This window comes from Kangsaoukella pontilimi, assembly GCF_009830125.1.
GTDB lineage: Bacteria > Pseudomonadota > Alphaproteobacteria > Rhodobacterales > Rhodobacteraceae > Kangsaoukella > Kangsaoukella pontilimi.
The window spans coordinates 1247883-1274010 of record NZ_WUPT01000001.1 but is presented as its reverse complement, the minus strand read 5'-3'; the positions used below and the strand labels follow the sequence as shown (position 1 = coordinate 1274010).

Sequence of the window (26128 nt, the reverse complement as noted above, 5' to 3'; positions counted from 1 at the left end):
GCGGGATCAGGCTGCGGCGGGCAGGGCGCGACCGATACGGAGCGCGCCGGCCGACGCCGCCCATCCGCCAATTGCGATCGACAGAAGCGCGATGATCGCGGCGATGCTGCCCGTGGCGACGCCCGACAGGCCCGCACCCACCGTGCATCCGCCGGCGAGAACGCCGCCGAAGCCCATAAGCGCGCCGCCCGCGAGGTAGCTGAGCGTCTGCTGCGGGCTCTCGAAGGACTGAAGCTGCAATTCGCCCCGCGCGGCTGCGCTGAGGAAGCTGCCACCGAGAACGCCGCCAATGAAGCCGACGCCAAAGCCCGCGGGGATCGCCGTCGCGGCGATGACCCAGAACAGCGTGTCGCTCCACGGCAGAGTGAACGCGGCGGTCTGAACGGTCAGCGGGTCGAACTCGTCGAAGAGCAGCACGCTGGTCGTGGCCCAGCCCGCAACAGCAACAAGGCCGATGACACCGCCGAGCACGAGGCGCAGGGCCGAGGCGCGGCTTTGCCAGGTCAGATAACCTGCAAGTGCTGCCACCGGAGCTAGAAGAACCGCAAGGCCTATTGGCGTCGCTGCAAGGCTTGCAAAGGGCGCGTCGATGGACAGGGCGCCGATGGAGGTGCGGACAGGAGCCAGCACGCCCTTGAGCATGGCGTGAGCCGTGACCGCGAAGGCGGCCAGAACGAGGACCGCGCGCAGGTTGCCCGTGGCCGACAGGACAGTCAGCCGGGACACGCAGCCGCGCGTCAGGACCATGCCGACGCCAAAGGCCAGTCCGCCAAGAACGAGGGCGGCGATGGGCAGGTTTGCCGATGCGAAACGGTGCTCGGAGATATCGACAAGACCGAATGCCGAGACCGCGCCGAAGGCGACGATGGCCGTCGCGAGGGCCGTCAGCCAGACAGCTCCGGCCTCACCGCGCTCTGCGCGCGGGCCTGCGACGGCACGCCGGAGACAGAAGCGAGAGATCTGCGCGGCGACCCCGAACACAAGGCCAAGCGCCAGACCTGCAAGGAGATGCAGGATGCGCGTCTCAACGCCGAAATCGTAAAGCTCAAGCAGCATGGTTCGACCCGGTCTTAGTCAATCGACCGGGAAATGCGTTCCGATTGCCCTCAAGTCAAGCTGAGCGGTCGGGACGAAATTCCATGATGCATCGCCAAGAGAAACAATTGTTCCGAAATGCGCGCATGTAGAAACGGCGGTTCGAGCAGGTGGCCCGCAGGGGAACCGCTGTTCCTTTTCACTCCCATTCCATCTGTTCGTAGACGCGCCCGGCATTGCGCGTCGCCAGCTCCTCGAAGGTGTCCAGATGCGCGAAAGGCGACTGGTCGACGTAATAGGCTTCGGTCAGGTCGCCCCCTTCGTCGAGATGCTCGCGGATACGCGCGCGGAGATAGACGAGGTAGTCATGGGTATACCGCCGGACCTGCGCCATATTTGTCGGATGGCCGTGGCCGGGGATGACGTAGGTCGCGCCGAGAGGTTCAAAGGCATTTTCCCACGTGTCGATCCAGTCAGCTGTGATCGTATGCTCGAAAATAGGGAGCATGCGCTCGTGGAATGCCATGTCGCCCGCGATGACGAGGCTCTGGTCCGGCAGCCAGACGGAAATATCTCCGGGGCTGTGCGCCGGGCCGAGATGCAGAACCTCGATCCGGAAATCGCCCATCTCGATCCGGTAGCTGTCTTCGAAGGTCTCGGTCGGGCCGACCAGAGTGGTGCCCTCGGCCTTCTCGCGCAGCACCCGCTGGTGCTGCTGGAGCGATTGCATCCCGTAATCGGCGAATTCCTCGGCTGCGTCCTCATGGGCGAGGATCGGCACGCCTTGCTCGGCCCAATAGGAGTTGCCGAGCATCGCGTGGCCCTGACCGTTCTCGTTGATGACAAGGCGGACCGGCTGATCGGTGATGGACCGGATCTCGTCATGAAGCGCCTTGGCCAGCTCATACGCGGCGCCGCCATTCACGACAACGACGCCGTCGCCGGTCACGATGAAGCTGAGATTGTTGTTGTGACCGTGATTCTCGTAGGTGGGCGGCGCGGTCGCGCCGATGGCCGACCACACATGTGGGATCACCTCGACCGGTTTTTGGTACAGCGCCGAGCCCGGATATTGGTCTGGAATATCCTCGCTTGCGAAAGAGGGCGCGCCGACGGTCAGTGCCAGAAGGGCGGGAACGACCAGGCGCATCATGACGCGTCCGATACGAAACGATAGGCCCCGTCCGCACGCTCGACCCGGCCCATGCCGCCGTCCGGCAGATGGAAGCCGACCATCCGCATCTGCTCGCTTGCCAGCCGGTCCAGAAGCCGTAGCCGGGCCGTGATCGCCGCGTCCGTGTCCTGATCTGCGCCGCTGGCCCAGTCGGGCCGGGCGAAGGCCAAATGGTGATTGCCGATCGCATCGCCCACGACGAGTGCCGCGTCATCTCCCTGACGGATCTCGAAGGACATATGCCCCGGCGTGTGGCCATAGGTTGCGATGGCCGCGATGCCGGGAAGCACCTCGTCGCCGTCATCAAAGAATTCGACCGCGTCCTCGATCAGCTCCATGCGGCGGCGTGCGCCGACGGCGAATGCGGCCCGATCCTCTCTGATCGTGTCGACCGTGTTCGGGTCATACCAGTAATCCCATTCGGCACGGCCCATCATGTAGCTTGCCTCGGTGAAAAGCGGATCACCGAAATCGTCGAGCAGGCCCCAGATGTGATCGGGATGTGCATGGGTGAAGAGCACATGCGTGATATCCTCGGGCGCGAGGCCGAGCGCGTCGAGACTGTCGGTCAGGATGCCTGCGCTCGGCATGAAATCGGGGCCGCTGCCCACGTCGAACAGCACCGTTCGTTCACCGTCCTGATAAAGCGCCAGATTGCATTCGGGTGTGAGCTGGTCACCGGTCAGGCCGAAGCGTTCGCGAAGGGCGGGCAGCTCGTCTTGCGGCATCGTATCGAAGAGGAAACCGGCCGGAAGAACAAGGTTACCATCGCTGACCGTGGTCAGGGTGCCGGAGCCTAGCGACACGCGCGCGAAGCTCTGCATCGGAAGTCCCGCCGCACCGAGTGCAAGCGCGCCCGTCATCAACTCGCGTCTGTTCATTCTCTCCTCCCGTCATTCAAATTCGTTGGTTTGAATATGTGCGAAGGAGCTTGAATTGGCAAGGTGCGCCGCGGCGCGTGCAAGCAGAAACTCAGGCGATCCGCAGCGTGTCCGCTTCCCGCGCCGGCACCTGCCAGCCATGGTCCGGATCGTTCTTCCGGGCGATGAGTAGCGCGCGCAGGTCGTGGGGCGAAAGCGGCCGGGCGAAGTGGTACCCCTGCAGCGTTTGGCAGCCAGCCTCTGTCAGGAGACGAGCCTGTTCCGCCGTTTCGACGCCTTCCGCGGTGGTCGAGACACCGAGGGACTTGGCGATCTTGATGACACCTTTGATGACATCGAGATGCTTCTGATGTTCCGAGATCGGCTGTACCAGTCTTCGGTCGATCTTGAGCGCGGATGGCGCGATTTCCATGATCGAGATGATCGACGCATGACCCGCGCCGAAATCGTCCACTTCGATTTCAATTCCGAGGTCTCTGACGGCCCTGATGTTGGCTTTGAACTCGTCGCTTTCATTTTCGACCAGAATGGATTCGAGAAGTTCGAAAACGATCTGGGTCCGGCTGATCGCGGCGTGTCTTCTTGCGTCCTCGACGATGCGTGCGTCCCGCATGCGACCGGAGCTGATGTTGAAGCTGGCCTTAGGTACGAACAATCCTTCCATTTCGAGGTCCGAAAGGAACTCGAGCGCTGTCCTGAACGCGATCATGTCGATCTGAGGGAGGATGCGCATCTGCTCGGCCAGATGGATGAACCGTCCGGGGACAAGGAGGCCGAGGCGCGGGTGCTGCCAGCGCAACAGCGTCTCGATACCTGCGAGGCTTCCGTCGCGGGCCGAGACCTGCGGCTGAAAGTAGGGAACGAAGGCATTGCTCCCGAGCGCGTCCTGCAGGTCGGCACTCAGTTCGCGGTCCTCGATCACGTTCTTCAGAAGCGCCGGCGTAAAGACCTGTACCCGATTGCGTCCGTTTTCCTTCGCCTTGTAGAGCGCTGTATCGGCAAAGAATTCGATGTCGCGGCCATGTCTGACCAGGTCTTGTGTGTGCGCCACCCCGAAGCTGGCGCCGAGGTGAAGCTTGCGCGTGCCGTATTGCACCGGCTCTCTCAGCAGTCCGCTGATCTTCGTCGCAAGCGCGCCGGCATCTGCTTCTGTCCGGCCGGCCGCGAGAATGACGGAGAATTCGTCCCCGCCGATCCGGGCGGCAAAGTCTTCGGGGCCGATGCAGTCACGGATGATGCCGGCCACATGGCACAATGCAGCGTCTCCGGTGTCGTGGCCAAGCGTGTCGTTGATGTATTTGAACTTGTCGAGATCAATCCGGAGGAGGCAGAAGTCCCCGTCAGAGCTTTCCTCTGCCCGGAGTTGCCTATCCTCGAATGTCTTGTCGAAATACCGGCGGTTCGGAAGGTTCGTCAGGGGATCATGAAGCGCGAGGCGTTCGTTTTCGATCCGCATTTTCTCAGCCGTTTCGTGGGCTTCGCGTAGTGCACTTTCCCGCTCGACATCTTCTGTCACGTCGGACAGCACGCCCGTCCAGCCGATCGAGCCGTCGGCCATGACCATGGGAGACGACGATCCCGATAGCCAGCGCAAACCGCGTTCGGGATGAATGGCGCGAAAGCGATGCGTCCAGTTCATGAGTTTTTCCTGGGACTCGATGATAGACTTTTCCAGTTCGCCAAAGTCGTCGGGGTGAACGCGTGCGAAGATCGTGGTGGGGTCTTCGCGGATCTGGTCTTCGGTGATGCCGAAAAGGTCGTTGAACCGGGCGCTCGAATAGGGAAATTGGAAGCTGCCGTCGGCAAAGCGCCGGTACTCGTAGATGCCTGCAGGGGCATTGTCTGCCACCGATCTTAGCCGGGCATTCGCCTTTTGCAGGTCTTCGGCCGCGCGCATCTGGCGGATCTCGTTCTGCTTCAACTCGTCGATGCTGTACTGGCTGCCGCATATCATATCCGGCTGACCGGTTGCGGTCCTGCGAATGCGCTGACCCACGGACCGGCACCAGAACCAGGTGCCGTCGAAGCGTTGCGTCCTGAACTCGGCGTGGAAGACCTCGGTCTCGAAATTCTCGACGGCCTCGATCCGTTTCATCACATCGGGAAGGTCCTCCGGGTGAATTCGCGCAACCCACTTCTCAAGCGTTACCCGGTCCGGACCGGTGTAGCCCAACAGCTGGTTAATGTTCTCGCTGAACCAGAATTCATCCAGATCGGGAATGCGGAACCAGGGTACGACGCCACTGTTGACGGAGGAGACACGCAGGATTTCAGCGGATTGTTGCGCCTGCCTGCGCAGATCTTCGGCTTCTTCGACGGCCCGCGCCAATTCGGTTTCTTTCCGCTTCAGGTCATCGATGCCGGTGATGGTGCCTGATACTACGGTGGCCGTGTCCGATGTGGCAGGGGTGGTTCGGCGGGCGACGGTCTTGTACCAGTGATAGCTGCCGTCACCGTGGCGAAGGCGCAGATGCCGATCGAACACGTCGAGGCTTCCCGCAAGCATCGCGTCTATTGTGGAGGTAGCCTCGTTCAGATCGTAGGGATGGATCAAAGCGCGCAAGGTCGAAGCTTTCGGAGAGAACGAGCCGGGTTCATAGCCAAGCAGACGATAGGTTTCGTCCAGCATCCACGCTTCACCGGTCGCCGGAACAACCGTCCACGGACCGATGCCGCCGCAGCTTGCGGATGTGCGCAGCATCTCTTCGTTCGCGATGGCCTGGGCGCGCGCATTCTCGGCCTGCTCGCGCGCCAGTGCTGCACGCTGTTCGTTTTCCTTCAGTTCATCGACGTTGGCGATGGTCCCTGCCAGCCGCGTGGTCGGCACACCGTCTTGGCTGGTCAGGATGCGTCCGACAACGCGATACCAGTGATAGGTGCCGTCCTTGTGACGGAACCGGTGCGTGCTTTCGAAGGAGTCCGCGCGACCGGCGATAGCCTCGTTGATGCGCCCGACCGACGCGTCGAGATCGTCGGGATGAGTGATGGATCGCCATCCGTCCGCATTGGGTGTGAATTCGTCCGGCGAATACCCGAGCAGATCATAGCCTTCGTCCATCATCCAGGCCTGGCCAGTCTCACGGCAGGAACTCCACGCGGTTTGCTTCCCGTTGGTGAGAGCCAAGCGCAGCATGTTTTCCCGGACTTTCACGCTGGCTTTCGCGGCCACTGCGGCCTCTGCCGACGCCTCCGAGGCGATGCGCGCGGCCTCGGCTCTGGCAAGTGACTCGTCGCGCTCCAGTTCGGCCACTTTCAGGCATTGAACGTCTTTGAGCCCACCGCAGATCAGCGGCTTTCCGTCAGGTCCCTCGGTCATCCGCGCCGTGGATTCGTACCAGTTCCAGTTCCCGTCCTTGCGCCTCAGTCTGAAAGTCGTGCGGTAGTGTTCTATGCGGCCTTCGCTCAGCTCGAGCATTGAGCGTACAGCGGTTTCGAGATCATCGGGATGGATGAGCGCCCTAAAACCAAGGGAGTGCGCCGCGAACCCATCCCGTTCGTAGCCAAGCATCGCGTAGAAATGGTCGCTCCACCAGGCATCGCGAGTGACCGGGTCAACCGCCCATGGGGCCACGTTGGCGCTTTGCGCGCAGACCATCAGGACATCGGCAGAGTCCTGAAAAGAGAGTGGCTGAGACGACCCTGCTGCCTTGGTGTCCTGCAAGGTTCTGCGCCGTCTCTCTTGGCCGTGCTCCATGCTTACAACCCGCGAATGATCATTGGCTGGCTGGCTCATACCTACCAACCATTTACCGCGGATTAAGCGGAGATCGGTTTTCGGTGCCGGCCGATCCGGTCGGCCGGCGTTCGGACCTTGTCAGCCTACGCCGCGCGGGTGCGCTGCGTCTGATGGCCGAGGCCTTCGATGCCCAGACGGACCGTCTGGCCGGGCTTCAGGAACACTTGGGGGGACTGGCCAAGCCCCACGCCCGGTGGCGTGCCGGTCGAGATGATGTCGCCCGGCTGAAGGCTCATGAAGCGCGAGATATAGGCGACCAGATGCGCGACACCGAAAATCATCGTCCGGGTCGAGCCGTCCTGATAGCGGTGTCCGTCGACTTCGAGCCACATGGCAAGGTTCTGAGGGTCCGGCACCTCGTCGCGTGTGACGAGCCATGGGCCGATGGGGCCGAATGTGTCGGCGCTTTTGCCCTTGATCCACTGGCCGCCATGTTCAAGTTGAAAGGCGCGTTCGGAGACGTCGTTGATCACGCAGTAGCCCGCCACATGCTCCATCGCCGTGTCTTCCGCCACATCGCGCGCTTCGCGGCCGATCACCACGCCCAGTTCCACCTCCCAGTCGGTCTTCTCCGAGCCGCGCGGAATAATGATGTCATCGTCGGGGCCGCAGATGGCCGAGGTCGCCTTCGCGAAGAGAATGGGTTCGGTCGGGACGTCCATCCCGGACTCGGCGGCGTGGTCGCTGAAGTTGAGCCCGACGCAGATGAACTTGCCGACATGACCAACGCAGGGGCCTATTCTCGGCGTGAGCCTTGGCAGCGACATCTCCGGCAGGGGCGACAGGCTTTTGCCGCTCGATGAGGCGATCCGAGCGCTTGAGCTTCTGCGCTCGTGGGCGGCTCTCGTGCCCGAGGAGGCGTTCGAATGGTCGTCCATCGGGCTTCTGGAGGCGATGGCGACGACCGACCGTGTCGCCTATTGCCCCTCGGTCTTCTCGTTTAACACCTACGCGCAACCGCCTGCTGCTGGCCGTCACATCCTGCGCTATGGCGACATGCCGGGCAGTAACGGCCCGGGCCAGGTGCGGGCGGTCCTTGGCGGCACCGGACTTGCCGTCTCCGCGCTCTCCGATCACATCCCCGAAGCGGTTTCGGCAGCGCTGCATTTCGTCGGCAAGGGCGCTCAGCTGCGCATGGCGGAGTGGGGCGGGCAACCTGCGCATCGGAGCGTCTGGGAACCAGATGCGGCGGCTACGCGCAACGGCAGTTTCTTCGACGATTGCCGCGCCGTGCAGACCGGCGCCTGCATCAGGCCCCGCTGGCCCGGCTATATCGCGCTTCAGAACGAGGCGGGACGTCTTCTGCGTGACGACCTTGCGCAGCAGCACCGCGCAATGTCGCGCGTCGTGGACGAGATCGAGGAGGCCTTTCGGGCAGCCCGCACCCGCGGGGCTGCGGCGGCCTGAAGGATCAGCCGAGGGTCGAGACGTGCGTGAGGTCGGCCGAAATCCGGATCATCCCGGACAGGGCCGCGCCGGGTGCGGGGATGCCGGGATGGGTCAATCCGATCAGGCGGGCGGGCACGGTCGTCGCGGCACGCAACGCGGCTTCCGGCGCTATGCCGACCTTTTCGACCATCACGCGTACCGCGGTGACGAGGTCCAGATCCGCCCCTGCGAGCGTTCCGTCCGCAAGCGTCAGAATGCCGTCCTTCCGCCGGATGGTGCGCCCGTTCAGCGTGAAGCCGGTCTCGTCGGTTCCCGCGACGGCCATGGCATCGCTGACCAGGAAAATCTCTCCCGGACCGCGCTTGGCTGCCCAGGCGGCCCGGATCGTTTCGGGATGGACATGGACCGCATCCGCGATCAGCCCGGCATGGGCACGACCGCTCGTCAGCGCGGCGCCGACGAGGCCGGGCGCACGATTGCCGAGCTGGCTCATGGCGTTGAAAAGGTGTGTCACGCAGGTTGCGCCGGCATCGATATACCGGCGGCAAGTGTCGAAATCGGCATCGCTGTGACCGAGCGAGACCAGCACGCCCGCGTCGCTCAGCGCCGCCACCTGTTCGGGCGTGACGCTTTCTGGCGCAAGCGTGACTTTGAGGACAGGCAGGGCATCTGCTGCCTCGATAAGTCGTGCGAGGTCTGTCTCGTCCATCCTGCGGATGAGCGCGGGATCATGGGCGCCCTTCCGTGCAATCGAGAGATGCGGCCCTTCCAGGTGCAGGCCCACGATGCCCGGTATGCCTATGCGCGCGGCCTCGGTCGCCGCAGCGATGGCGGCACGCGTGGTCTCGGTCGTGTCGGTAATGAGTGTCGGCAGAAGCGCGGCGACGCCAAGCCTACGATGGGCGCGGGCGATGCGCTCAAGCGTTTCGACGGTGGGAGCATCGTTGAACATGATCCCGCCGCCGCCATTCACCTGAAGATCGACGAAGCCGGGACTGACAATATCGCCGCCAAGGTCGATGGTCCGATCGCCGCGTCCGACATCGGCGTCAGGCCTGATCTCGGTCACGTGGCCGTTTTCCACGCGCAGCACATGCCCGTCACGAAACCGCTCGCCGTCAAAGAGGCGCCCGTTCCGGTAGATCGTCACGCCTCGGGTCATACCGTTTCGGTCACTTTGTTGAGGTGGCGGGGGGCGTCGGGGTTGATCCCGCGCCGGACCGCGACGGCCTCGACCATCCCGTAGAAGGACACGATGGACGCGACGGGATCGGTCAGCGGATGGCCGGTGCGGATATGGGGCAGTCGGGTCGCCTGTCGCACCTTGTCGGTCAGTGCAAAGACCCGCGCCCCTTTTTCCGCAAGGGCGTCCGCGGTGTCAGCGATGCTGCCCTCGGCTGCGTCAGCGGCGGCGAAGGCGATCACGGGAAAGCCGTCGCCCACGATCGAGACCGGGCCATGCAGAACCTCGGCCGAAGAATAGCTTTCGGCGTGGATCAGGCAGGTTTCCTTGAACTTCAGGGCGGCCTCGTTCGAGACGGCCCAGGACGGCCCGCGCCCCAGCGTGAAGAGAGACCGCCCGTCAATGGCGTCGGCGGCAGGAGACCAGTCGCACCCCGTCGCCTTGTCGAGATGGCCGGGCAGGGTGCGGATGGCCGCGAGAAGGTCGTCGTCCCCTGCAATCTCGGCGATCAGCCAGAGCCCCGCGACCAGCGACGTCACGAAGGTCTTGGTGGCCGCGACGCTCAGCTCCGGCCCGGCATGGATCGGCAGGGTCACGTCGGCTGTGTTCGCGAGGCGCGAGGTCTCGTCATTGGTGATCGCGACGGTCATCGCGCCGCTTCTGGACAGGCTTTCGGTCATCGCGACGATGTCCGGGCTTTGCCCTGATTGCGATACGGCGATGCCGAGCGCCCCTTTGGCCATAAGGTCCACGCCATAGATCGACCGCACCGACGGTCCGATCGATGCCATGGGACGGCGGAGAACCAGCTCGCTTGCGTATTTCAGGAAACTGCAGGCGTGGTCGGACGAGCCGCGCGCGACGGAAATGAGGTAGGCCGGATCGACGGCGCGCGCCTTTTCGGCGGCCGCGGTGATCGCCGTCGCGCCCCTGCTCAGAAGCCGGTCGACAGCGGCCGGTATTTCGTCGATCTCCCGGCGCATCCGGGTCGGTTCGGTTGTCATATTGGTGTGCCTTTCGGTGTCAGAGGCGCAGTTCGGCGACGAAATCATAGGCGTCGCCGCGATAAAGCGACCGGGTCAGCTCCGCGACCCGTCCGCTGGCAAGATAGGAGATGCGCGCGATGCTGAGTCCGGCATCGCCTTCCGCGACCCCCAGAAGCTCGGCGTCCCGCGCGCTCAGGTTCACGGCAGAGATTTTCTGGACGGCGCGCACGGGTCGGTGCCCGAGACGACCCAATACCTCGTAAAGAGACGTCGTCACTTCGAGCGGATTGGGCAGGATGTCGGTGGGCAGTGCCGCGCGTTCCAGAGCCATCGGGCGGCCACCGGCCTGTCGCAGGCGATAGACGCGTGCCACCTGACCGTCGGGCGCAAGGTCCAGCGCCTCGACCTCGTCGGGCGTCGCCCTGAAGAGACCGCGCTCGAGCCATTGCGACGTGGTCTCCATCCCGCGCCGGGCCATATCTTCGGTGAACGAGGTCAGCTCGGAGAGCGACTGCTCCATGCGGGTAACCCGTTCGCGGATGAACGAACCCGAGCCCTGACGCTGCTCGATCAGTCCTTCGCGGACCAGTTCCTGAATGGCCTTGCGGACGGTGACGCGTGAGAGATCGGTGATGTCGGCCAGTTCGCGCTCGGGCGGGAGGGACGAGTTGGGCGGCAGGACGCCGGTTTCGATCCCCTGTTCAAGCCGTCGCCGCAGTTGCACGTAGCGGGGACCGCCGCTGTCGCCCAGCCAGTTCTCGGGTCGGAGGAATTCAGTTGCCGTCATGGCCGGTCTCCCTTGCGAGATCGCGCGCAAGCGCGAGGGCGCCGTCGAGCGGCTGTCCCTCGGGCGTGGTGAGGTCGGATTGCATGTCATCGGAAAGGTAAGGCGCGAAAAGCGGGCCGATCCCCCCGGTGAGGCAGATCGCGCGGCCCGGCTCCCAACCCATGAGCGGTAATGCGCGGGCGATTTCGTCTGCGCCTGCCTGCATGATGCCTTTGGCCAGCGGGTCGCCCCGTTCCGCGTGGTCGGTCACCTCTCTCGCGAGAGCGCCGAAATCCGATGGTCGTGCCGTTCCGGCGAAGCGGACAATGCCCGCCGTCCCGTCGAGCGAGGACAGGAAGTGGTCGGAGAGCGGCGACGCAGGGCGTCTTCCATCTGCGCATTCGAGTGTGCGTCCGAGCGCTATGCGCCCAATCCATGCCGCAGACGCTTCGTCCCCGAGGACCGAGCCCCAGCCGCCCGCCAGGCGGACGCGCCCACCGATCTGTGACGCGTAGAACGAGCCGGTGCCGCAATGGGCCAGCACGCCATCCCGCGCGCCGAGAGCGCCCCGGAGCGCGGCGGGCCGGTCGTCCTCGACCGTGATCGTCGCGAAAGGAAGGCGTGCGGCGAGCCGGTCCGCGATGGCAGGGCCGGTGACGCCTGCAAGACCAACGAAGGCGGGCAGGGCGGCAAGCGCCTCGTATGTCATGGCCGACTGCTGCGCGAGTTGCGTCAGGCCTGTCTCGATCTGGACCAGTGCGCCCTCGAAATCGGTCGAGACATTGGCCGAGCCCGTTTCCACGAGTTCCCGCCCGCGCGGGCCGGACAACGCGACGCGGCAGCGCGTGCCGCCGCCGTCGATGGCCAGGGCCATGATATCATCTGCATTCGTCATGAAGATACCATTACAATACCTATTGCGCGGATGGAAGCATTATTTAAGACCAAACCGAAGAAATGGTTTGGATAATCTTGCGAAAATAGGCGCTCTGAGATTTCTGTAGACAAAAGGTATTAAATAGGTATCTTAAGGGAGATCAATCGGGGGAATCGCGTGACAGATCGTCGAACAGAAGCACTGCACAGCGAGGCCATCGGTCTTGATGCGCGTCCTCTGGCCGAGATCGCAACGCTTCTGGCCGAAGGGCAGGTGTCCGCCGCGAGGGCCGCACTGGATGCCGCCGAACAGATCGCCGCTGCTGCGCGTTCCATGGCGGAAACCATCCGCGGGCGCGGGGTTCTTCATTACGTCGCCGCCGGCTCGTCGGGCCTGATGGCCGCTGCCGACGCACAGGAGCTTGGCGGCACGTTTTCGATCCCCGCCGAACAACTTCGCATCCATATGGCAGGCGGATTGCCGACCGGTGTCGAAATGCCCGGCGGCACCGAGGACGAAACCGAGGGGCTGGGCGAGGCTCTCGCCAATCTCGGGCCGTCGGACACCGTGATCGCCGTTTCAGCCAGTGGCACGACACCCTATACGCTGGCCGCTGTCTCGCTTGCGCGAAAGGCGGGTGCGACGGTGATCGGAATTGCGAACAATCCTGGCGCGCCGCTGCTCTCGGCCGCCGACCATCCCGTCTGCCTCGCCACACCGCCCGAGCTTTTGTCCGGATCGACCCGCATGGGGGCCGGGACCGCGCAGAAGATCGCGCTCAACATGCTGTCGACGCTGATGGCGGTCGAGCTGGGCCATGTCCATGACGGGATGATGGTCAATCTTCACGCCGACAACGCCAAGCTCCGCGCCCGTGCCGAGGGCATCGTCGCGCGGATCGCCGGGGTCGATACCGAGGCCGCGCAGGGTGCGATTGCCGCCGCCGGTGGCGCGGTCAAGCCCGCCATTCTGATTGCCAGGGCGGGTGTCACTCCTGCCGAGGCCAACGACATTCTTCGCCAAACCGAAGGACATCTTCGCGCTGCTCTGGCGCGGGTAAAACAAACCGAAAACCAAGAGGGAGATATTTTATGACCCGGAATACACTGAAGCTGGCGCTTCTCACCACGGCGCTCGTCGCCACGGGAGCGCAGGCGCAGGACGTCACGCTGACCATCGAAAGCTGGCGCAACGATGACCTGACGCTTTGGCAGGATCAGATCATTCCCGCCTTCGAGGCGGAGCATCCCGGCATCAAGGTGGAATTCACCCCGTCTGCGCCGGCCGAATACAACGCCGTCCTGAACTCCAAGCTGGACGCCGGTTCGGCGGGCGACCTGATCACCTGCCGCCCCTTCGACGCATCGCTCGCGCTGTACCAGAACGGCCACCTGAGCGACCTCAGCGATCTTGACGCGATGGGCAACTTCTCGGACGTCGCGAAATCGGCCTGGCAGACCGATGATGGCTCGGCCACCTTCTGCGTGCCGATGGCCTCCGTGATCCACGGCTTCATCTACAACAAGGACGCATTCGCCGAGCTTGGCCTCGAAGTGCCGGAGACCGAAGCCGAGTTCTTCGCCGTCCTCGACGCGATCAAGGCCGACGGCAGCTACATCCCGATGGCGATGGGCACCAACGACCAGTGGGAAGCGGCCACGATGGGCTACAACAACATCGGCCCGAACTACTGGAAGGGCGAGGAGGGCCGTCTGGCGCTGATCGCAGGCGATCAGAAGCTGACCGATCCGCAATGGACCGCGCCCTACGAGACGCTTGCACGCTGGAACGACTATCTGGGCGACGGTTACGAGGCGCAGACCTATCCCGACAGCCAGAACATCTTCACCCTCGGCCGTGCGGCGATCTATCCAGCGGGCTCGTGGGAGGTCTCGGGCTTCAACGCGCTGGCCGATTTCGAAATGGGTGCCTTCAAGCCGCCGGTCCAGAACGCGGGCGACACCTGCTACATTTCGGACCACACCGATATCGGCATCGGCATGAACGCCGCGACCGATAATCCTGAGGCCGCGCGCACCTTCCTCGCCTGGGTCGCAAGCCCGGAATTCGCCGAGATCTTCGCCAACGCGCTTCCGGGCTTCTTCCCGCTATCCTCGGCGCCGGTCGACATCGAAGACCCGCTTGCGGCGGAATTCGTCAGCTGGCGCGGCGAGTGCGAAAGCACGATCCGCTCGACCTACCAAATCCTGTCGCGCGGCACGCCGAACCTCGAAAACGAGACCTGGGGCGCATCCGTCGCCGCGATCAAGGGTACCTCGTCGCCGGAAGAACTTGGCCAGAAGCTGCAGGACGGTCTGGCAAGCTGGTACGCACCGCAGCAGTAAGCCCCGCTTCGCTGCACATCGCTCCGGGCGCAGTCGCCCGCCCGGAGCCCCTTTTTCCCGGAGAGAGCCATGAAACGCGCCCGCATTCGCTGGCACATCCTGGTGTTCCTTGCGCCAGCGGTGATTGTCTATACCGCCGTGATGATTTTCCCGCTTTTCAACACCTTGCGGCTCGCTCTTTACAGCCGCGTGGATCAGGAACGGGTCTTCGTCGGCCTGCAGAACTTTCAGACGCTGTTCTTCGACCCGATCTGGTCGGAGCAATTCTGGAACGCGCTTGGCAACAACTTCTGGTTCTTTCTCATCCATATGCTGGTGCAGAACCCGATTGGGATCGCGCTGGCGGCCCTTCTCAGCCATCCCCGCCTGCGTTTCGCTGCGCTCTACCGCTCGGCCATCTTCATTCCGACGATCCTGTCCTTCGTGATCGTGGGCTTCGCGTGGAAGCTGATCCTGTCACCGATCTGGGGCATCGCGCCCGAGATGCTGGACTGGGTCGGGCTGAAATCGCTCTACGCGCCGTGGCTCGGCCGTGAGGAATACGCGCTGACGACGCTCGCGCTTGTCTCTGTCTGGCAGTTCGTCGGCATCCCGATGATGCTCATCTACGCCGCGCTTCTGACCGTACCCGAGGAGATCCTCGAGGCGGGCGAAGTCGACGGGATCACCGGCTGGGCCGCGTTCTGGAAGATCAAGCTGCCGCTGATCCTGCCTTCGATCGGGATCATCTCGATCCTGACATTCGTCGGCAACTTCAATGCCTTCGACCTGATCTATGCCGCCCAAGGCGCACTGGCGGGGCCCGACTTCTCGACCGATATCCTCGGCACCTTCATGTATCGCACCTTTTTCGGTTTCCAGCTTCAGCTTGGCGACCCGCATATGGGCTCGGCCATCGCAGGCGCCATGTTCGCGATCATCCTCGTGGGTGTCTGCATCTATCTCTTCGGCATCCAGACCCGGATGCGCCGCTATCAACTCTGAGGGAACGGACCCATGAACAAGGCACGCTCAAACCCGCTCAATTCTGCGCTGATGCACGGTGCGCTGATACTCTACACGCTGATCGCGCTTTTCCCGGTCTTTGTCATCATCATCAACAGCTTCAAGGAGCGCCGCTCGATCTTCCGCGAACCGCTGGCGCTGCCGGATGCGGAGAGTTTCTCGCTGATCGGCTACCAGACGGTGATGAAGCAGGGGGATTTCTTCCTTTACTTCCAGAACTCGATGATCGTCACGGTCGCCTCGCTGTTCTTCATCCTGCTTTTCGGGGCCATGGCGGCCTACGCGCTGAGCGAATACCGCTTCAAGGGCAACTTGTTGATGGGGCTCTACCTTGCGCTTGGCATCATGATCCCGATCCGGATCGGCACTGTCGCGATCCTCGAGATGATGGTGGCGACGGGGCTGGTGAACACGCTCTGGGCGCTGATCCTCGTCTACACGGCGCAAGGGTTGCCGCTCGCCGTGTTCATCCTGTCGGAGTTCATGCGGCAGGTGTCGGACGACCTGAAGAATGCGGGCCGGATCGATGGGCTGTCTGAATACACGATCTTCTTCCGGCTGGTCCTGCCTCTGGTGCGCCCCGCAATGGCGACGGTTGCGGTCTTCAACATGATCCCGATCTGGAACGACCTCTGGTTCCCTCTGATCCTTGCGCCCGCCGAAGAAACCAAAACGCTGACGCTTGGTTCACAAGTCTTCATCGGCCAGTTCGTGACCGACTGGAACGCGGTGCTGTCGGCGCTGTCGATGGCGATCCTGCCGGTGCTGGTCCTCTATGTCATCTTCTCGCGGCAACTGATCCGCGGCATCACATCGGGAGCCGTCAAATGACTCGCGTTCTGATCGCCGGCCTCGGCAATATGGGCCTGTCCCACGCTCTGGCGCACCACGCGCACCCGGATGCCGAGATCGTCGGCCTCGTCAACCGCTCGCCCGTTGACCTGCCGGACGCGCTGCAGAGCTATCCCCGCTTCACGACTTTCGAAGAGGGGATGAAGACTGCACCCGATCTCGTTGTGATCGCGACCTATTCCGACAGTCATGCCGATTATGCTTGCGCCGCGATGGAGGCTGGTGCCCATGTCTTCGTCGAAAAGCCGCTTGCGACGACCGTCGCGGACGCGAAGCGCGTCGTCGAGACGGCGAAGCGCACGAACCGCAAGCTGGTTGTGGGGTACATCCTGCGCCACCATCCGTCCTGGATGACCCTGATCGAGGAAGCCCGCACCCTTGGCGGACCTTATGTCTTCCGGCTGAACCTCAACCAGCAATCGTCGGGCGAGGAATGGGAAACCCACAAGGCGCTGATGCAGACCACCAGCCCCATCGTCGATTGCGGGGTGCATTACGTGGATGTCATGTGCCAGATCACCGATGCGCTGCCGGTGCGTGTGCACGGCATGGGCCTGCGCCTGTCGGATGAGATCGCGCCCGACATGTACAACTACGGCCAGTTTCAGGTGATCTTCGCGGATGGCTCGGTCGGCTGGTACGAGGCGGGGTGGGGCCCGATGATGTCGGAAACCGCTTTCTTCGTGAAGGATATCGTCAGCCCGAACGGAGCCGTGTCCATTACCGAAGGCAACAAGGGCGCTTCGGCGGATATCGACGGACATACCAAAGTCGGCGGCATCCTCGTACACACTCCGGATGGCGACCGCACCGTCGAGATGCCGGACGAGCCCGGCCACCAGCAGCTTTGCGACGCCGAGCAGGCGTTCGTTCTGCGTGCCATCGCCGAGGATACCGACCTCACCCGCCACATGAGCGACGCCGTCCAGTCGCTCGCCATTTGTCTGGCCGCGGATGAAAGCATCCGCACCGGCCAGCCCGTTTCGCTTGAGGAGACCGCAAGATGACTGCACTGACATTGAAAGACGTGAACAAATCCTTTGGCGAGGTCCATGTCCTAAAGGACATCAACATGGAGGTCGAAGAGGGCGAATTCGTTGTCTTCGTCGGCCCGTCGGGCTGCGGCAAGTCCACGCTTCTCAGGGTCATCGCGGGTCTCGAAGACGCGACATCCGGCGAGGTGCGAATTGGTGGTGAGGTGGTCAACATGACCCCGCCATCGAAGCGCGGCATCGCGATGGTCTTCCAGTCCTACGCGCTTTACCCGCATCTGAACGTGCGCGGAAACATGACGCTGGCGCTGAAGCAGGAGGGGCAGTCCAAGGCGGTGATCGAGGAGCGCGTCCAGAAGGCGTCGAAAATGCTGAACCTCGAGGCCTATCTGGACCGGTTCCCGTCCGAATTGTCGGGCGGTCAGCGCCAGCGGGTCGCAATCGGGCGCGCCATCGTGCGCGAGCCGAAGCTGTTCCTGTTCGACGAGCCGCTTTCCAACCTCGACGCGGCGCTTCGTATGAACACACGGCTTGAGATTGCCGCTCTTCACCGGCAATTGGGCGCGACGATGGTCTATGTCACCCACGACCAGACCGAGGCGATGACGCTGGCCGACAAGATAGTCGTTCTGCGCGATGGCCGGGTCGAACAGATCGGCAGCCCCATGGAGTTGTACAACAACCCTGCCAATCAGTTCGTGGCCGGGTTCCTTGGTTCGCCTTCGATGAACTTCCTGCCGGCGGGCATTGTCCATGAAGGGGACAGCCGCACCCTGGGCGTGCGGCCCGAGGACCTGTTCATCGCAGGCGATGGGCCGCTTGCGGTCCGTGTAAGCCATGTCGAGAAGCTGGGCGGGGATACCAATGTCGTCGGAGAGGTGCGCGATCAACAGATCACCGCGCGGCTCTTCGGTCAGCATGCGATCGAGCCGGGGCAGGAGTTGCGTTTCGGCTTCAAGCCCGAGGCCGCCTATCACTTCGACAGCGCCGGGGCACGACTTTGATATTCGGTCCATATGGACTTGAAAAATAGATCATATGGACCTAAATGGTTCTCCTGAAGAGGAGAGCAATATGGAAAGTGCCGTTCTCGGCCGTCCCGCACCCGACGCTCAGGCCGTTGCGCTAAAGGCTTTTGCGCGCATTGCTGATGACTGGTCACTGACGCTGGCCGAGGCTGCGACGCTTGCGGATATGTCGGCCTCCACCTGGAAGCGCGCGAAAAAACCCGGTTATGCGGGGGATCTGACGCGGGACCAGATGCTGCGCCTTTCGGCGCTGATCGGGCTCTACAAATCGCTGGAACTCTACTTCAACGCGCCGCTCTCGCGGGACTGGGTCAAGCTGCCGAATCTCGGCCCGGAATTCGACGGGGCGCGTCCGGTGGATGCGATGGTCGCGGGTGGATTGCCGAAGATCCTGCGGGTGCGCGGCTATGTCGACGCGCTTCGGGGCGGCGTGTGAGGATCACCTCTATCAATGACAGGGGCCTCGTCCGGCTGATCTCGGAAACCCACCACAAGCCGCCGGTGCTGCGCGGTCTTGTGGATACGGATGAAGAGGCCGCGATCCTGGCCGAGATCGAGGGCGAGACGAGCGCGCGCCTGATTGCCGAGAAAGAGGGCACGCCGGCCCTCGACCGGCGCGAACTGGCCTTTGCGCGGCGGTCCCATGATCTGAGGCTCTACGGTCAAAGCCATATCAACGCGGCCTTCACCTATACGCGCCCTTCCGGCAATCGCTTCAACGGGGGCGAGCGGGGCGCTTGGTACGCCGCGTGGGATGTTCTGACCAGCGCCGAGGAGGTCGGCTTTCACCGGACGCGTGAGCTGGGCTTCGTCGGCCGTTACGAGGACGAAGCGCGCTATGTCGAACTTCTGGCGGATTTCATCGGGGATTTCCCGGACCTTCATGGCGCGGCGCATCCCGCTCTCCATTCCGACCCGGCACGCGGCTATCCGGCGGGGCAGCGCCTTGCCGCCGAACTTCGGGGCGAGGGGCACCGCGGGCTGATCTATCCCTCTGTCCGCCGCGCGGGCGGGCGCTGCTTCGTCGCCTTCGATCCGGGCATCATTCAGAACGTCCGGCCTGGCGCAAGCTGGGCGCTGGTCTGGAACGGGGCTCCGGAATTCGAGGTGAGGGGGGTGCACTGACAGCATCTGCCTCCGCGAAATCTGTGGAATGGACCGGGCCAGCGGCTTGGCTTATCAACAGACGAGGGGCGGAGCGTCCGGCACCTGACCCACCGAGACGACACGAAGGAACCGGCCAGCGATGCCCAAGACCAAATCGCCAAGCTACACCGCGCCCGCGCTGGAAAAGGGGCTTGATATCATTGAGCTTCTGTCCAGGCAGGAGGTTGGCCTGAACCAGTCGGAAATCGCCCGTGCTCTCGGGCGGTCCGTGGGCGAGATCTTCCGGATGCTGATGGTGCTGCAGGCGCGGGGCTATGTGGCCCAGGACCCGCTTTCGGATCGCTATGCGCTGACGACCTTCATTTTCGAGATCGCGCACCGCATTCCGACCATCGGTCGCCTGACCGCCGTGGCCGAGCCGCTGATGCGGGAGCTAACGCGCAAAATCAACCAATCAGCGCATCTGGCCATTCTGGGCGACGGCGGCGTTCTGGTCGTCGGCCAGATCGATGCGCCCGGCAACAACATCATGTCCGTACGTCTGGGGGCGCGGATCGACACCTGGCAGGCCTCGTCCGGCCGTGTGATCATTGCGTTCCGGGATGAGGAAACGGTCGAGCGGCTGCTCGCGGAAGAGCCGCTGCCCAAGGGCATGACCAAGGCGCAAATCCGCGAGGAACTGGCCGGAATCCGGGCGTCGGGTTCGGAGATCCGGGACAGTTTCGTGATCCGGGGCGTCGTCAATATCGCCGCGCCGGTGATCGACCATTCGGGTGAGGCGATTGCCGCACTGACAGTTCCTCATATCGAACGGGTCAACGATCAGATCGGCTTCGAGGCGTGCAAGGTGGCGGTCATCGAGGCCGCGGCGAATATCAGCCGCAGCCTCGGCTGGAACGGCGGTGAGGACGGCTAGTCCAGATCGAGAGGAACCGACGGCGTCTTCATCGCATCGAAACAGGCTTCGACCAGCGCCATGGTCTGAAATGCGTCCTCGACGCCCGCGAAGAGCCGGTCGTCCTCGCCAGCGTCGAAGCGCTGGACGTTCCGCATCGTGCCCATGAAACTTTCGATGAACCACGAGCCTTCGAGCGGCACCTGTTCCCATTCGCCGCCGTTCCGGCAGTACCAGAGCTCGTCCGCCTCGCCGTTGGGGTAGTCGAAGCAGACGCCAAGCTTGACCATCATGGTGCCCTCGGTGCCCTCGATCCGGAACCATGCCGACTGGAATTTGCGCCCGCACTGGTGGTTGTGGTTGATCGACATGAGCCCGCGCAGCCGATCCCCGTAATCCAGAATAACGCTGGTGCGGGTCTGCTTGAAATCCGCCGCCCGCGGGTCACCCATCGAGCGGGCGAAAACGCCCTTGGGATTGCCGGCAAGCGCCCGGATGGTGTCGAGGTAGTGGATCGAGTGGACGGCGATCTCCACCCGATCCATCGGGATCAGGAAGGGGAACAGGGTCCAGGGCGTAAAGATGTTGAGATGGACTTCGATCTCCAGGAGGTCGCCGATCAGACCCGTCTCGATGGCCTGCCGCGCTGCCATCATCATGGGCGAGAATCGGAGCTGGAAGTTGACCGCCGCCTTCAGGCCCTTGTCCCGGCAGAGTTGCCGCACCTTGCGTGCCTCGGCCAGGTCGCTGCCCATGGGCTTCTGGATCAGGACCGCCGCGCCGTCGGGCAGGTCGGGAAGGATATTGGTTATCGCGTGTGGCGGTACGGCGATGTCATAGACCACATCCGCGCCGCAGGCGGCGGCGGCCTCGGCGACCGAGGGCCAGCTTTCCGGAATGTCGTAATCCGCCTTCAGAGCCGCCGTGCGGTCGGCGTCGACATCCGTGACGCCGCCCACGATCAGGCCTGCCTTGGCATAGGCGGGCAGGTGGGCGTCCCGCACGATACCGCCGGCACCGATGATGACGATGGGTTTCGGGCTGGACGGGGCGGGCCAGCTTTGGGGCAGGTCCTCTATCATGCGTGGTCCTCCTTCGTCTCGACCAGCAGGATGTGCTCGCAATACATAACCGTCTTGCCGTCCTGCTTCTTCGTCTCGGTGATCTCGACCACCTTGCCATAGCCCTTGCGCTTGGGGTCAAGCGCGGTCTCGCCAATCGTGATCTCTGTGTGGATCGTGTCCCCGATATGGACGGGGTTCGGAAAGCGCAGCCGCTCGTAGCCGTAGGTGAAAGCGCGCGGGTTGATCTGGGTCGCCGTCAGGCCGACCCCGATCGCGAAGGTCATCGTGCCGTGGGCGATGCGCTGACCGAAGGGCTGGGTGGCACACCACTCGGCATCCATGTGATGGGGGAAGAAATCGCCGGTATGCCCGGCATGAACGACGAAATCCGTCTCTGTGATCGTTCGGCCGAATGTGCGGCGAACGGTGCCGGTCTCGTAGTCCTCGAAAAACTGTTCTTTTTCCAAGCGCTTCCTCCCTCGCGTCGCATTGGTTGTTTCCATATGTACAAAAAGTTTTGACATATGAAAAGATGCAATGTACCCCTGATGTTGGAAGCGGGGGCAACCCGCAGCGGGGAGCACGGGGGGAACACATGGCGGAAATCGGCGTACATGCGCGGGGTCTTCCCGGCCTGCCCGAGGAACATGGCGAGATTCCCGTCTGGAACGCAGAGAACTGGTATTTCGAAGATTTTGAGGTAGGGGACAAAATCCGCTCGATCCGGCGGACGATCTCCGAGGGCGAGGCCATGCTCTTCAACAGCCTCGTCATGGACCATCATCCCTACGTCAGCGATGAAGCCTTCGCGCAGGAAGAGGGTGTCTTTGGCAAGCGCCTTGTCGCGGGCGCCATGGTCTTTTCTTACGGGCTTGGCCTGGCGGCGACGAATTGCTTGAACTCGTTTTCTTACGGCTATGACCGGCTGCGCTTCATCAAGCCGGTTTTCATCGGTGACACGATCTACACGATCCGCGAGAACCTTTCGAAAGAGCCCAAGAATGAGAAGATGGGCAAGGTGCGGGTCAGCTACTCGGTCTACAAGGGCGAGGGGGAACTGGTGCTGTACTGCGAGCATCTGATGACCGCTCTCTACCGCGATCCGGCGAATGCGGAGGGGGCCGAGGGTGCCTGAGCGGATCGTCCTGCGCGGCATGACCTGGAACCACAGTCGTGGTCTCGATCCCATGCTGGCCACCTCGGCGCGCTATGCTGAGATGCATCCCGGCGTCGAGATCGTCTGGGAAAAGCGGTCGCTTCAGGCGTTCGCGGACAGGCCCATCGGTGAAATGGCTTCGGATTATGACCTGATGGTGATCGACCATCCCCATGTGGGAGAAGTGGCGGATAGCGGGCATCTGCTGGCGCTCGATACGGTCGGGCGAGAGGCGGAGATGGCGGCGCTCGCGGCAGGCTCGGTGGGGCTGTCGCATCCGTCCTACGAGTTCGACGGGCACCAATGGGCGCTGGCGATCGACGCCGCGACGCCCGTGGCCTGCTACCGCCCCGATCTGATGGACGCGGCTCCCGAGAGCTTCGACAGCGTGCTCGAGTTGGCGGCGAAGGGGCAGGTGGCCTGCGCGCTCATTCCGATCAACACGCTCATGACCTTCTTCGGGCTGGCCCGGAACCAGGGAATGGCCGTGGCCGAGACGCCGGATCGGCTGATGGCGCGGGATGAGGCCGAGGAGGTGCTCGATCTCCTGCTCAGCCTGTCGTCGAAACTCGACCCGCGCTGCCTGACGCTCGACCCGATCGGGGTCTACGAATGGATGGGCCGCACCCTCGACGCGCCCGCATATAGCCCGTTCGGCTATGGCTACACGAACTACAGCCGGGAAGGTTATTGCCGCTTTCCGCTGGTCTTCGCGGATGCGCCGGGTAGCGGGCAGAACGGCCCGCAAGGAACCGTGCTGGGCGGCACTGGAATCGCCGTTTCCAGCCAGTGCCAGCATCGGGATGTTGCGGTGGACTATGCCTTCTGGATCGCGGGGGCCGAGTGCCAGTCGGGTCTGTTCTTCGATGCGGGCGGCCAGCCGGGCCATGCTGCCGCTTGGGAAGACCCGCGATGCAACGCGGCCTGCCGCGACTTCTTTGTCAACACCCGCAAGACGCTCGAGACCGCTTGGCTTCGACCGCGCTACGACGGCTACATGGGCTTTCAGGACCGGGGCGGGGATATCCTGCACGCCTGCCTCAGGGGCGAGGCCGCACCTGCCGAGACGCTCGACCGTCTCGACGCCGCCTATCGGGAGAGCCGCGCATGAGGGTGCTTCCCCAATCCGAGCGCCCGCTTGACGGGTTGACCGTGGTGGACTTCAGCCAGTTCCTGTCCGGCCCGCTCTGCGCGCTGAAGCTCGCCGATCTGGGGGCGCGGGTGATCAAGGTCGAACGGCCGGGCGTGGGCGACCTCTGCCGGCACCTCTACCTGTCGGATACGGATATAGACGGTGACAATTCGCTCTTCCACGCGATCAACCGCAACAAGGAAAGCGTGACCGCCGATCTGCGGGACGAAGGCGACCGCGCGGCGCTCCGGCGTCTGCTGGCCGACGCGGATGTGATGATCCAGAACTTCCGGCCAGGCGTGATCGAGCGGCAGGGCTTCGGTTACGAGGCGGTACGCGAGATCAATCCCCGCATCATCTACGGCTCGATCTCGGGATATGGAGAAGAAGGCGAGTGGAAGGACCTTCCCGGTCAGGACCTTCTGGCGCAGGCGCGTTCAGGTCTCTTGTGGCTGACGGGCAGCGCCGAAGACGATCCGACCCCGATGGGGCTGGCCGTGGCGGATATGCTGGCGGGCAATGCGCTTGCGTTGGGCATTGTCGCCGCGCTGGCAGGCAGGGGCATTCACGGGCGGGGCGCGCTGGTCCAGACGAGCCTTCTTGAAGCGATGATCGACTTTCAGTTCGAGGTTCTGTCGACCCATCTGAACGACGGCAACCGTCTGCCCGAGCGAAGCGCGGTGAACGGGGCGCATGCCTATCTTGGTGCGCCCTATGGCGTCTACAAGACCGCCGACGGATGGCTCGCCCTGGCGATGACGCCGTCGCTCAAGGTGCTGGCCGAGCTTCTGGAGGTCGACGGGCTGGACGCGTACTACGACGATGCGGCCGCGATGATGACGAAGCGCGACGAGATCAAATCGGTCCTTGCCCGGCAGATCGAAACGCGAAGCACCTCGGACTGGCTCGCCAGGCTTCAGCCGGCTGACATCTGGTGCTCGGAAGTGCTGAGTTGGCCCGAACTGCGCGCCAGCGATTCTTACCGGCGGCTCGACCCCGAACAGACGATTCTCAGAAACGGCACCGTGCGGCTGGACATGCTGCGCGCCCCGATCCGGATCAATGGTGCCACGCTCAAATCCGAGCGTGCCGCCCCGGAACTTGGCCAGGACACCGACCGGGTGCTTGGCCCCAAACGGCCGCCGGCGGCGGCTCAATGACGTCATATCCCAGGGAGGACACAGACATGACGACAAGAACATTGAAGACATTGCTCGCCGCGACGGCGCTGACCGGCATTGCCGCCGGGGCCGTCTCGGCGGAAGACGTCGATTACGGCAATTTCGACGGCTACACGCTTCGCGTGAAGCTGATCGGCGGCGCGCAGTACGAGCCGCTTTATGCGCGCATCTCGGAATGGGAAGAGATGACCGGCGCCACCGTGGACGTGCTCAGCCGCAAGAACCACTTCGAACTCGACCGCGAGATCAAGCAGGACATCGCCGCAGGAACGCTGGACTGGTGCGTCGGATCGAACCACACCAGCTTCGCGCCGCAATACGGCACGATCTATACAGACCTGAACGGGCTGATCGGCGAGGCGACGCTGGCTGAATTCCAGGAACTGGCGCTGCAGAACTCGACCGTGGATGGCCGTCTCGTTCAGCTTCCACGGCATTCCGACATTTCGAACCTGTTCTACAAGAAGTCGCTTTATGCGGACGAGGACAACAAAGCCGCGTTCAAGGCCGAGTACGGTTATGACCTTGCCCCGCCCGAGACCTTCGACCAGTTCAAGGATCAGGCGATTTTCTTCGCGGACGCGCCCAGCTTTTACGGCACCCAGTATGTCGGCAAGGACGAGGCGATCACGGGCCGGTTCTACGAGATGCTCGTTGCCAATGGCGGCCAGCTTTTCGACGAGAACTGGGAGCCCACGTTCAACTCGGAGGCCGGCGTCGAGGCCGTCCAGTGGTTCAAGGACCTTTATGACGCGCAGGCCGTGCCGGCGGGCGTGCTGAACTATCTCTGGGACGACACCGGGCTTGGCTTTGCCTCGGGCACCGTCGCGATGAACCTCGACTGGGCGGGCTGGGCGTCGTTCTTCAACGATCCGGCGAACTCGAAGGTCGCGGGGGATATCGGGCTGGTTCGCGCGCCGAAAGGGTCGGGCGGTCTGCGCTCGGGCTGGTCGGGCAGCCATTCCTTCTCGATCACCGAAGGTTGTGACAACAAGGATGCGGCGGCGTCGTTCGTCACCTTCCTGACCAACCATGACAGCCAGATGATCGAGGCGACGGCGGGTCTGCTGCCGACGCGCGCCAAGGTCTGGGACGATGCCAAGGCCAAATTCGCAGCCGACGGCAACGACTTCCTTGTCGAGGTCTTCGACACCTACGCGCAGTCGATGGCCGAAGACGCCTTCACCCCGCCGCTGATCGCACCGTGGATCGAGGTCTCGAACGAGATCTGGCCCCGCCTGCAATCCGCGATCCTTGGCGAGATGACAGCCCAGGAGGCGCTTGACGAGGCCGCCGATGCCGCGCGGATCGTCATGGAGGACGCCGGCTACCTCTAAGGCTTAA

At 63.5% G+C, this 26128-nt stretch carries 25 protein-coding genes; 14 read left to right on the top strand and 11 right to left on the bottom strand.

All coding sequences use genetic code 11. The features are described from left to right. Positions 1-6 precede the first annotated feature (6 nt). From GQ651_RS06305 to GQ651_RS06285, 5 genes are all read right to left on the bottom strand, one after another. The gene (locus tag GQ651_RS06305) at positions 7-1056 is read right to left on the bottom strand and encodes a YeeE/YedE family protein (RefSeq protein WP_160763332.1); all 1050 of its coding nucleotides are present in this window, start codon (positions 1054-1056) and stop codon (positions 7-9) included. Between the two features lie 178 nt (positions 1057-1234). Then, positions 1235-2188: an MBL fold metallo-hydrolase gene (locus GQ651_RS06300; protein WP_160763331.1), complete on the bottom strand. Its 954-nt coding sequence runs from the start codon at positions 2186-2188 to the stop codon at positions 1235-1237. Continuing rightward, positions 2185-3090 (bottom strand): MBL fold metallo-hydrolase, encoded by a 906-nt coding sequence (locus GQ651_RS06295; RefSeq protein ID WP_227257974.1) that lies wholly within the window; start codon positions 3088-3090, stop codon positions 2185-2187. The genes GQ651_RS06300 and GQ651_RS06295 overlap by 4 nt, the downstream gene beginning before the upstream one ends. Positions 3091-3181: 91 nt before the next feature. Next, a complete protein-coding gene (locus GQ651_RS06290) occupies positions 3182-6751 on the bottom strand; it encodes a PAS domain-containing protein (protein ID WP_160763330.1) in 3570 nt (1189 codons plus the stop codon). Between the two features lie 158 nt (positions 6752-6909). Further along, entirely contained in the window at positions 6910-7704 is a 795-nt protein-coding gene (locus tag GQ651_RS06285) for a fumarylacetoacetate hydrolase family protein (protein ID WP_160763329.1), read from the bottom strand. Between GQ651_RS06285 and GQ651_RS06280 the strand changes: the two genes are divergently transcribed. After that, positions 7673-8233: a type 2 periplasmic-binding domain-containing protein gene (locus tag GQ651_RS06280; RefSeq protein WP_160763328.1), complete on the top strand. Its 561-nt coding sequence runs from the start codon at positions 7673-7675 to the stop codon at positions 8231-8233. The two genes, GQ651_RS06285 and GQ651_RS06280, sit on opposite strands and share 32 nt — an antisense overlap. A gap of 4 nt (positions 8234-8237) precedes the next feature. Here GQ651_RS06280 and nagA read toward each other — a convergent pair whose 3' ends face one another. The 4 genes from nagA to GQ651_RS06260 are packed head-to-tail and all read right to left on the bottom strand — an operon-like array spanning position 8238 to position 12045. After that, entirely contained in the window at positions 8238-9377 is a 1140-nt protein-coding gene (nagA, locus tag GQ651_RS06275; RefSeq protein WP_160763327.1) for an N-acetylglucosamine-6-phosphate deacetylase, read from the bottom strand. Further along, a complete protein-coding gene (locus GQ651_RS06270) occupies positions 9374-10402 on the bottom strand; it encodes an SIS domain-containing protein (RefSeq protein ID WP_160763326.1) in 1029 nt (342 codons plus the stop codon). The genes nagA and GQ651_RS06270 overlap by 4 nt, the downstream gene beginning before the upstream one ends. Before the next feature lie 19 nt (positions 10403-10421). Continuing rightward, a complete protein-coding gene (locus GQ651_RS06265; RefSeq protein ID WP_160763325.1) occupies positions 10422-11171 on the bottom strand; it encodes a GntR family transcriptional regulator in 750 nt (249 codons plus the stop codon). Then, entirely contained in the window at positions 11158-12045 is an 888-nt protein-coding gene (locus tag GQ651_RS06260; protein WP_160763324.1) for a BadF/BadG/BcrA/BcrD ATPase family protein, read from the bottom strand. Before GQ651_RS06260 ends, GQ651_RS06265 begins: the two co-directional genes overlap by 14 nt. A 159-nt stretch (positions 12046-12204) precedes the next feature. Between GQ651_RS06260 and GQ651_RS06255 the strand changes: the two genes are divergently transcribed. The 9 genes from GQ651_RS06255 (at position 12205) to GQ651_RS06215 (ending at position 20272) form a co-directional block, all read left to right on the top strand. After that, a complete protein-coding gene (locus GQ651_RS06255) occupies positions 12205-13122 on the top strand; it encodes an N-acetylmuramic acid 6-phosphate etherase (protein ID WP_160763323.1) in 918 nt (305 codons plus the stop codon). Beyond that, complete coding sequence (locus GQ651_RS06250) at positions 13119-14372, top strand: ABC transporter substrate-binding protein (RefSeq protein ID WP_160763322.1); 1254 nt, start codon at positions 13119-13121, stop codon at positions 14370-14372. The genes GQ651_RS06255 and GQ651_RS06250 overlap by 4 nt, the downstream gene beginning before the upstream one ends. A gap of 69 nt (positions 14373-14441) precedes the next feature. Beyond that, positions 14442-15356 carry a carbohydrate ABC transporter permease gene (locus GQ651_RS06245; protein ID WP_160763321.1) on the top strand — a complete coding sequence of 305 codons (915 nt, stop codon included), beginning with the start codon at positions 14442-14444 and terminating at the stop codon, positions 15354-15356. A 12-nt stretch (positions 15357-15368) separates the two neighbouring features. Next, positions 15369-16208 carry a carbohydrate ABC transporter permease gene (locus GQ651_RS06240; protein ID WP_160763320.1) on the top strand — a complete coding sequence of 280 codons (840 nt, stop codon included), beginning with the start codon at positions 15369-15371 and terminating at the stop codon, positions 16206-16208. Continuing rightward, a complete protein-coding gene (locus tag GQ651_RS06235; RefSeq protein WP_160763319.1) occupies positions 16205-17236 on the top strand; it encodes a Gfo/Idh/MocA family protein in 1032 nt (343 codons plus the stop codon). Before GQ651_RS06240 ends, GQ651_RS06235 begins: the two co-directional genes overlap by 4 nt. Then, entirely contained in the window at positions 17233-18225 is a 993-nt protein-coding gene (locus GQ651_RS06230; RefSeq protein WP_160763318.1) for an ABC transporter ATP-binding protein, read from the top strand. The genes GQ651_RS06235 and GQ651_RS06230 overlap by 4 nt, the downstream gene beginning before the upstream one ends. A gap of 70 nt (positions 18226-18295) precedes the next feature. Further along, positions 18296-18685 (top strand): antitoxin Xre-like helix-turn-helix domain-containing protein, encoded by a 390-nt coding sequence (locus GQ651_RS06225; protein ID WP_160763317.1) that lies wholly within the window; start codon positions 18296-18298, stop codon positions 18683-18685. Then, the gene (locus GQ651_RS06220) at positions 18682-19374 is read left to right on the top strand and encodes an RES family NAD+ phosphorylase (RefSeq protein WP_160763316.1); all 693 of its coding nucleotides are present in this window, start codon (positions 18682-18684) and stop codon (positions 19372-19374) included. Before GQ651_RS06225 ends, GQ651_RS06220 begins: the two co-directional genes overlap by 4 nt. A gap of 121 nt (positions 19375-19495) precedes the next feature. Continuing rightward, positions 19496-20272, top strand: a complete 777-nt coding sequence (locus GQ651_RS06215) for an IclR family transcriptional regulator (protein WP_160763315.1) — start codon at positions 19496-19498, stop codon at positions 20270-20272. On the opposite strand, the gene GQ651_RS06210 is transcribed toward GQ651_RS06215, so the two are convergent. Then, positions 20269-21333, bottom strand: a complete 1065-nt coding sequence (locus GQ651_RS06210) for a Gfo/Idh/MocA family protein (RefSeq protein ID WP_160763314.1) — start codon at positions 21331-21333, stop codon at positions 20269-20271. The two genes, GQ651_RS06215 and GQ651_RS06210, sit on opposite strands and share 4 nt — an antisense overlap. Further along, a complete protein-coding gene (locus GQ651_RS06205) occupies positions 21330-21782 on the bottom strand; it encodes a MaoC family dehydratase (protein WP_227257972.1) in 453 nt (150 codons plus the stop codon). The genes GQ651_RS06210 and GQ651_RS06205 overlap by 4 nt, the downstream gene beginning before the upstream one ends. A 128-nt stretch (positions 21783-21910) precedes the next feature. On the opposite strand from GQ651_RS06205, the gene GQ651_RS06200 reads away from it, so the two are divergent. From GQ651_RS06200 to GQ651_RS06185, 4 genes are read left to right on the top strand one after another with little or no spacing between them, the layout of a single operon-like run. Then, entirely contained in the window at positions 21911-22450 is a 540-nt protein-coding gene (locus tag GQ651_RS06200; protein WP_160763312.1) for a MaoC family dehydratase, read from the top strand. Continuing rightward, on the top strand, positions 22443-23582 hold the full coding sequence (locus tag GQ651_RS06195; RefSeq protein ID WP_160763311.1) for a type 2 periplasmic-binding domain-containing protein: 1140 nt from the start codon (positions 22443-22445) through the stop codon (positions 23580-23582). The genes GQ651_RS06200 and GQ651_RS06195 overlap by 8 nt, the downstream gene beginning before the upstream one ends. After that, positions 23579-24763, top strand: a complete 1185-nt coding sequence (locus GQ651_RS06190) for a CaiB/BaiF CoA transferase family protein (protein WP_160763310.1) — start codon at positions 23579-23581, stop codon at positions 24761-24763. The genes GQ651_RS06195 and GQ651_RS06190 overlap by 4 nt, the downstream gene beginning before the upstream one ends. 26 nt (positions 24764-24789) lie before the next feature. Next, on the top strand, positions 24790-26121 hold the full coding sequence (locus GQ651_RS06185) for an ABC transporter substrate-binding protein (protein ID WP_160763309.1): 1332 nt from the start codon (positions 24790-24792) through the stop codon (positions 26119-26121). Positions 26122-26128 lie beyond the last annotated feature (7 nt).

Bases quoted from the DNA above. Each gene is read 5' to 3' on its own strand.
- GQ651_RS06260 (WP_160763324.1), bottom strand. From the start codon at position 12,045: ATGACGAATGCAGATGATATCATGGCCCTGGCCATCGACGGCGGCGGC.
- GQ651_RS06235 (WP_160763319.1), top strand. From the start codon at position 16,205: ATGACTCGCGTTCTGATCGCCGGCCTCGGCAATATGGGCCTGTCCCAC.
- GQ651_RS06305 (WP_160763332.1), bottom strand. From the start codon at position 1,056: ATGCTGCTTGAGCTTTACGATTTCGGCGTTGAGACGCGCATCCTGCAT.
- nagA (WP_160763327.1), bottom strand. From the start codon at position 9,377: ATGACCCGAGGCGTGACGATCTACCGGAACGGGCGCCTCTTTGACGGC.
- GQ651_RS06185 (WP_160763309.1), top strand. From the start codon at position 24,790: ATGACGACAAGAACATTGAAGACATTGCTCGCCGCGACGGCGCTGACC.
- GQ651_RS06190 (WP_160763310.1), top strand. From the start codon at position 23,579: ATGAGGGTGCTTCCCCAATCCGAGCGCCCGCTTGACGGGTTGACCGTG.
- GQ651_RS06225 (WP_160763317.1), top strand. From the start codon at position 18,296: ATGGAAAGTGCCGTTCTCGGCCGTCCCGCACCCGACGCTCAGGCCGTT.
- GQ651_RS06215 (WP_160763315.1), top strand. From the start codon at position 19,496: ATGCCCAAGACCAAATCGCCAAGCTACACCGCGCCCGCGCTGGAAAAG.
- GQ651_RS06295 (WP_227257974.1), bottom strand. From the start codon at position 3,090: ATGAACAGACGCGAGTTGATGACGGGCGCGCTTGCACTCGGTGCGGCG.
- GQ651_RS06245 (WP_160763321.1), top strand. From the start codon at position 14,442: ATGAAACGCGCCCGCATTCGCTGGCACATCCTGGTGTTCCTTGCGCCA.
- GQ651_RS06200 (WP_160763312.1), top strand. From the start codon at position 21,911: ATGGCGGAAATCGGCGTACATGCGCGGGGTCTTCCCGGCCTGCCCGAG.
- GQ651_RS06210 (WP_160763314.1), bottom strand. From the start codon at position 21,333: ATGATAGAGGACCTGCCCCAAAGCTGGCCCGCCCCGTCCAGCCCGAAA.
- GQ651_RS06300 (WP_160763331.1), bottom strand. From the start codon at position 2,188: ATGATGCGCCTGGTCGTTCCCGCCCTTCTGGCACTGACCGTCGGCGCG.
- GQ651_RS06230 (WP_160763318.1), top strand. From the start codon at position 17,233: ATGACTGCACTGACATTGAAAGACGTGAACAAATCCTTTGGCGAGGTC.
- GQ651_RS06265 (WP_160763325.1), bottom strand. From the start codon at position 11,171: ATGACGGCAACTGAATTCCTCCGACCCGAGAACTGGCTGGGCGACAGC.
- GQ651_RS06240 (WP_160763320.1), top strand. From the start codon at position 15,369: ATGAACAAGGCACGCTCAAACCCGCTCAATTCTGCGCTGATGCACGGT.
- GQ651_RS06250 (WP_160763322.1), top strand. From the start codon at position 13,119: ATGACCCGGAATACACTGAAGCTGGCGCTTCTCACCACGGCGCTCGTC.
- GQ651_RS06285 (WP_160763329.1), bottom strand. From the start codon at position 7,704: ATGGACGACCATTCGAACGCCTCCTCGGGCACGAGAGCCGCCCACGAG.
- GQ651_RS06270 (WP_160763326.1), bottom strand. From the start codon at position 10,402: ATGACAACCGAACCGACCCGGATGCGCCGGGAGATCGACGAAATACCG.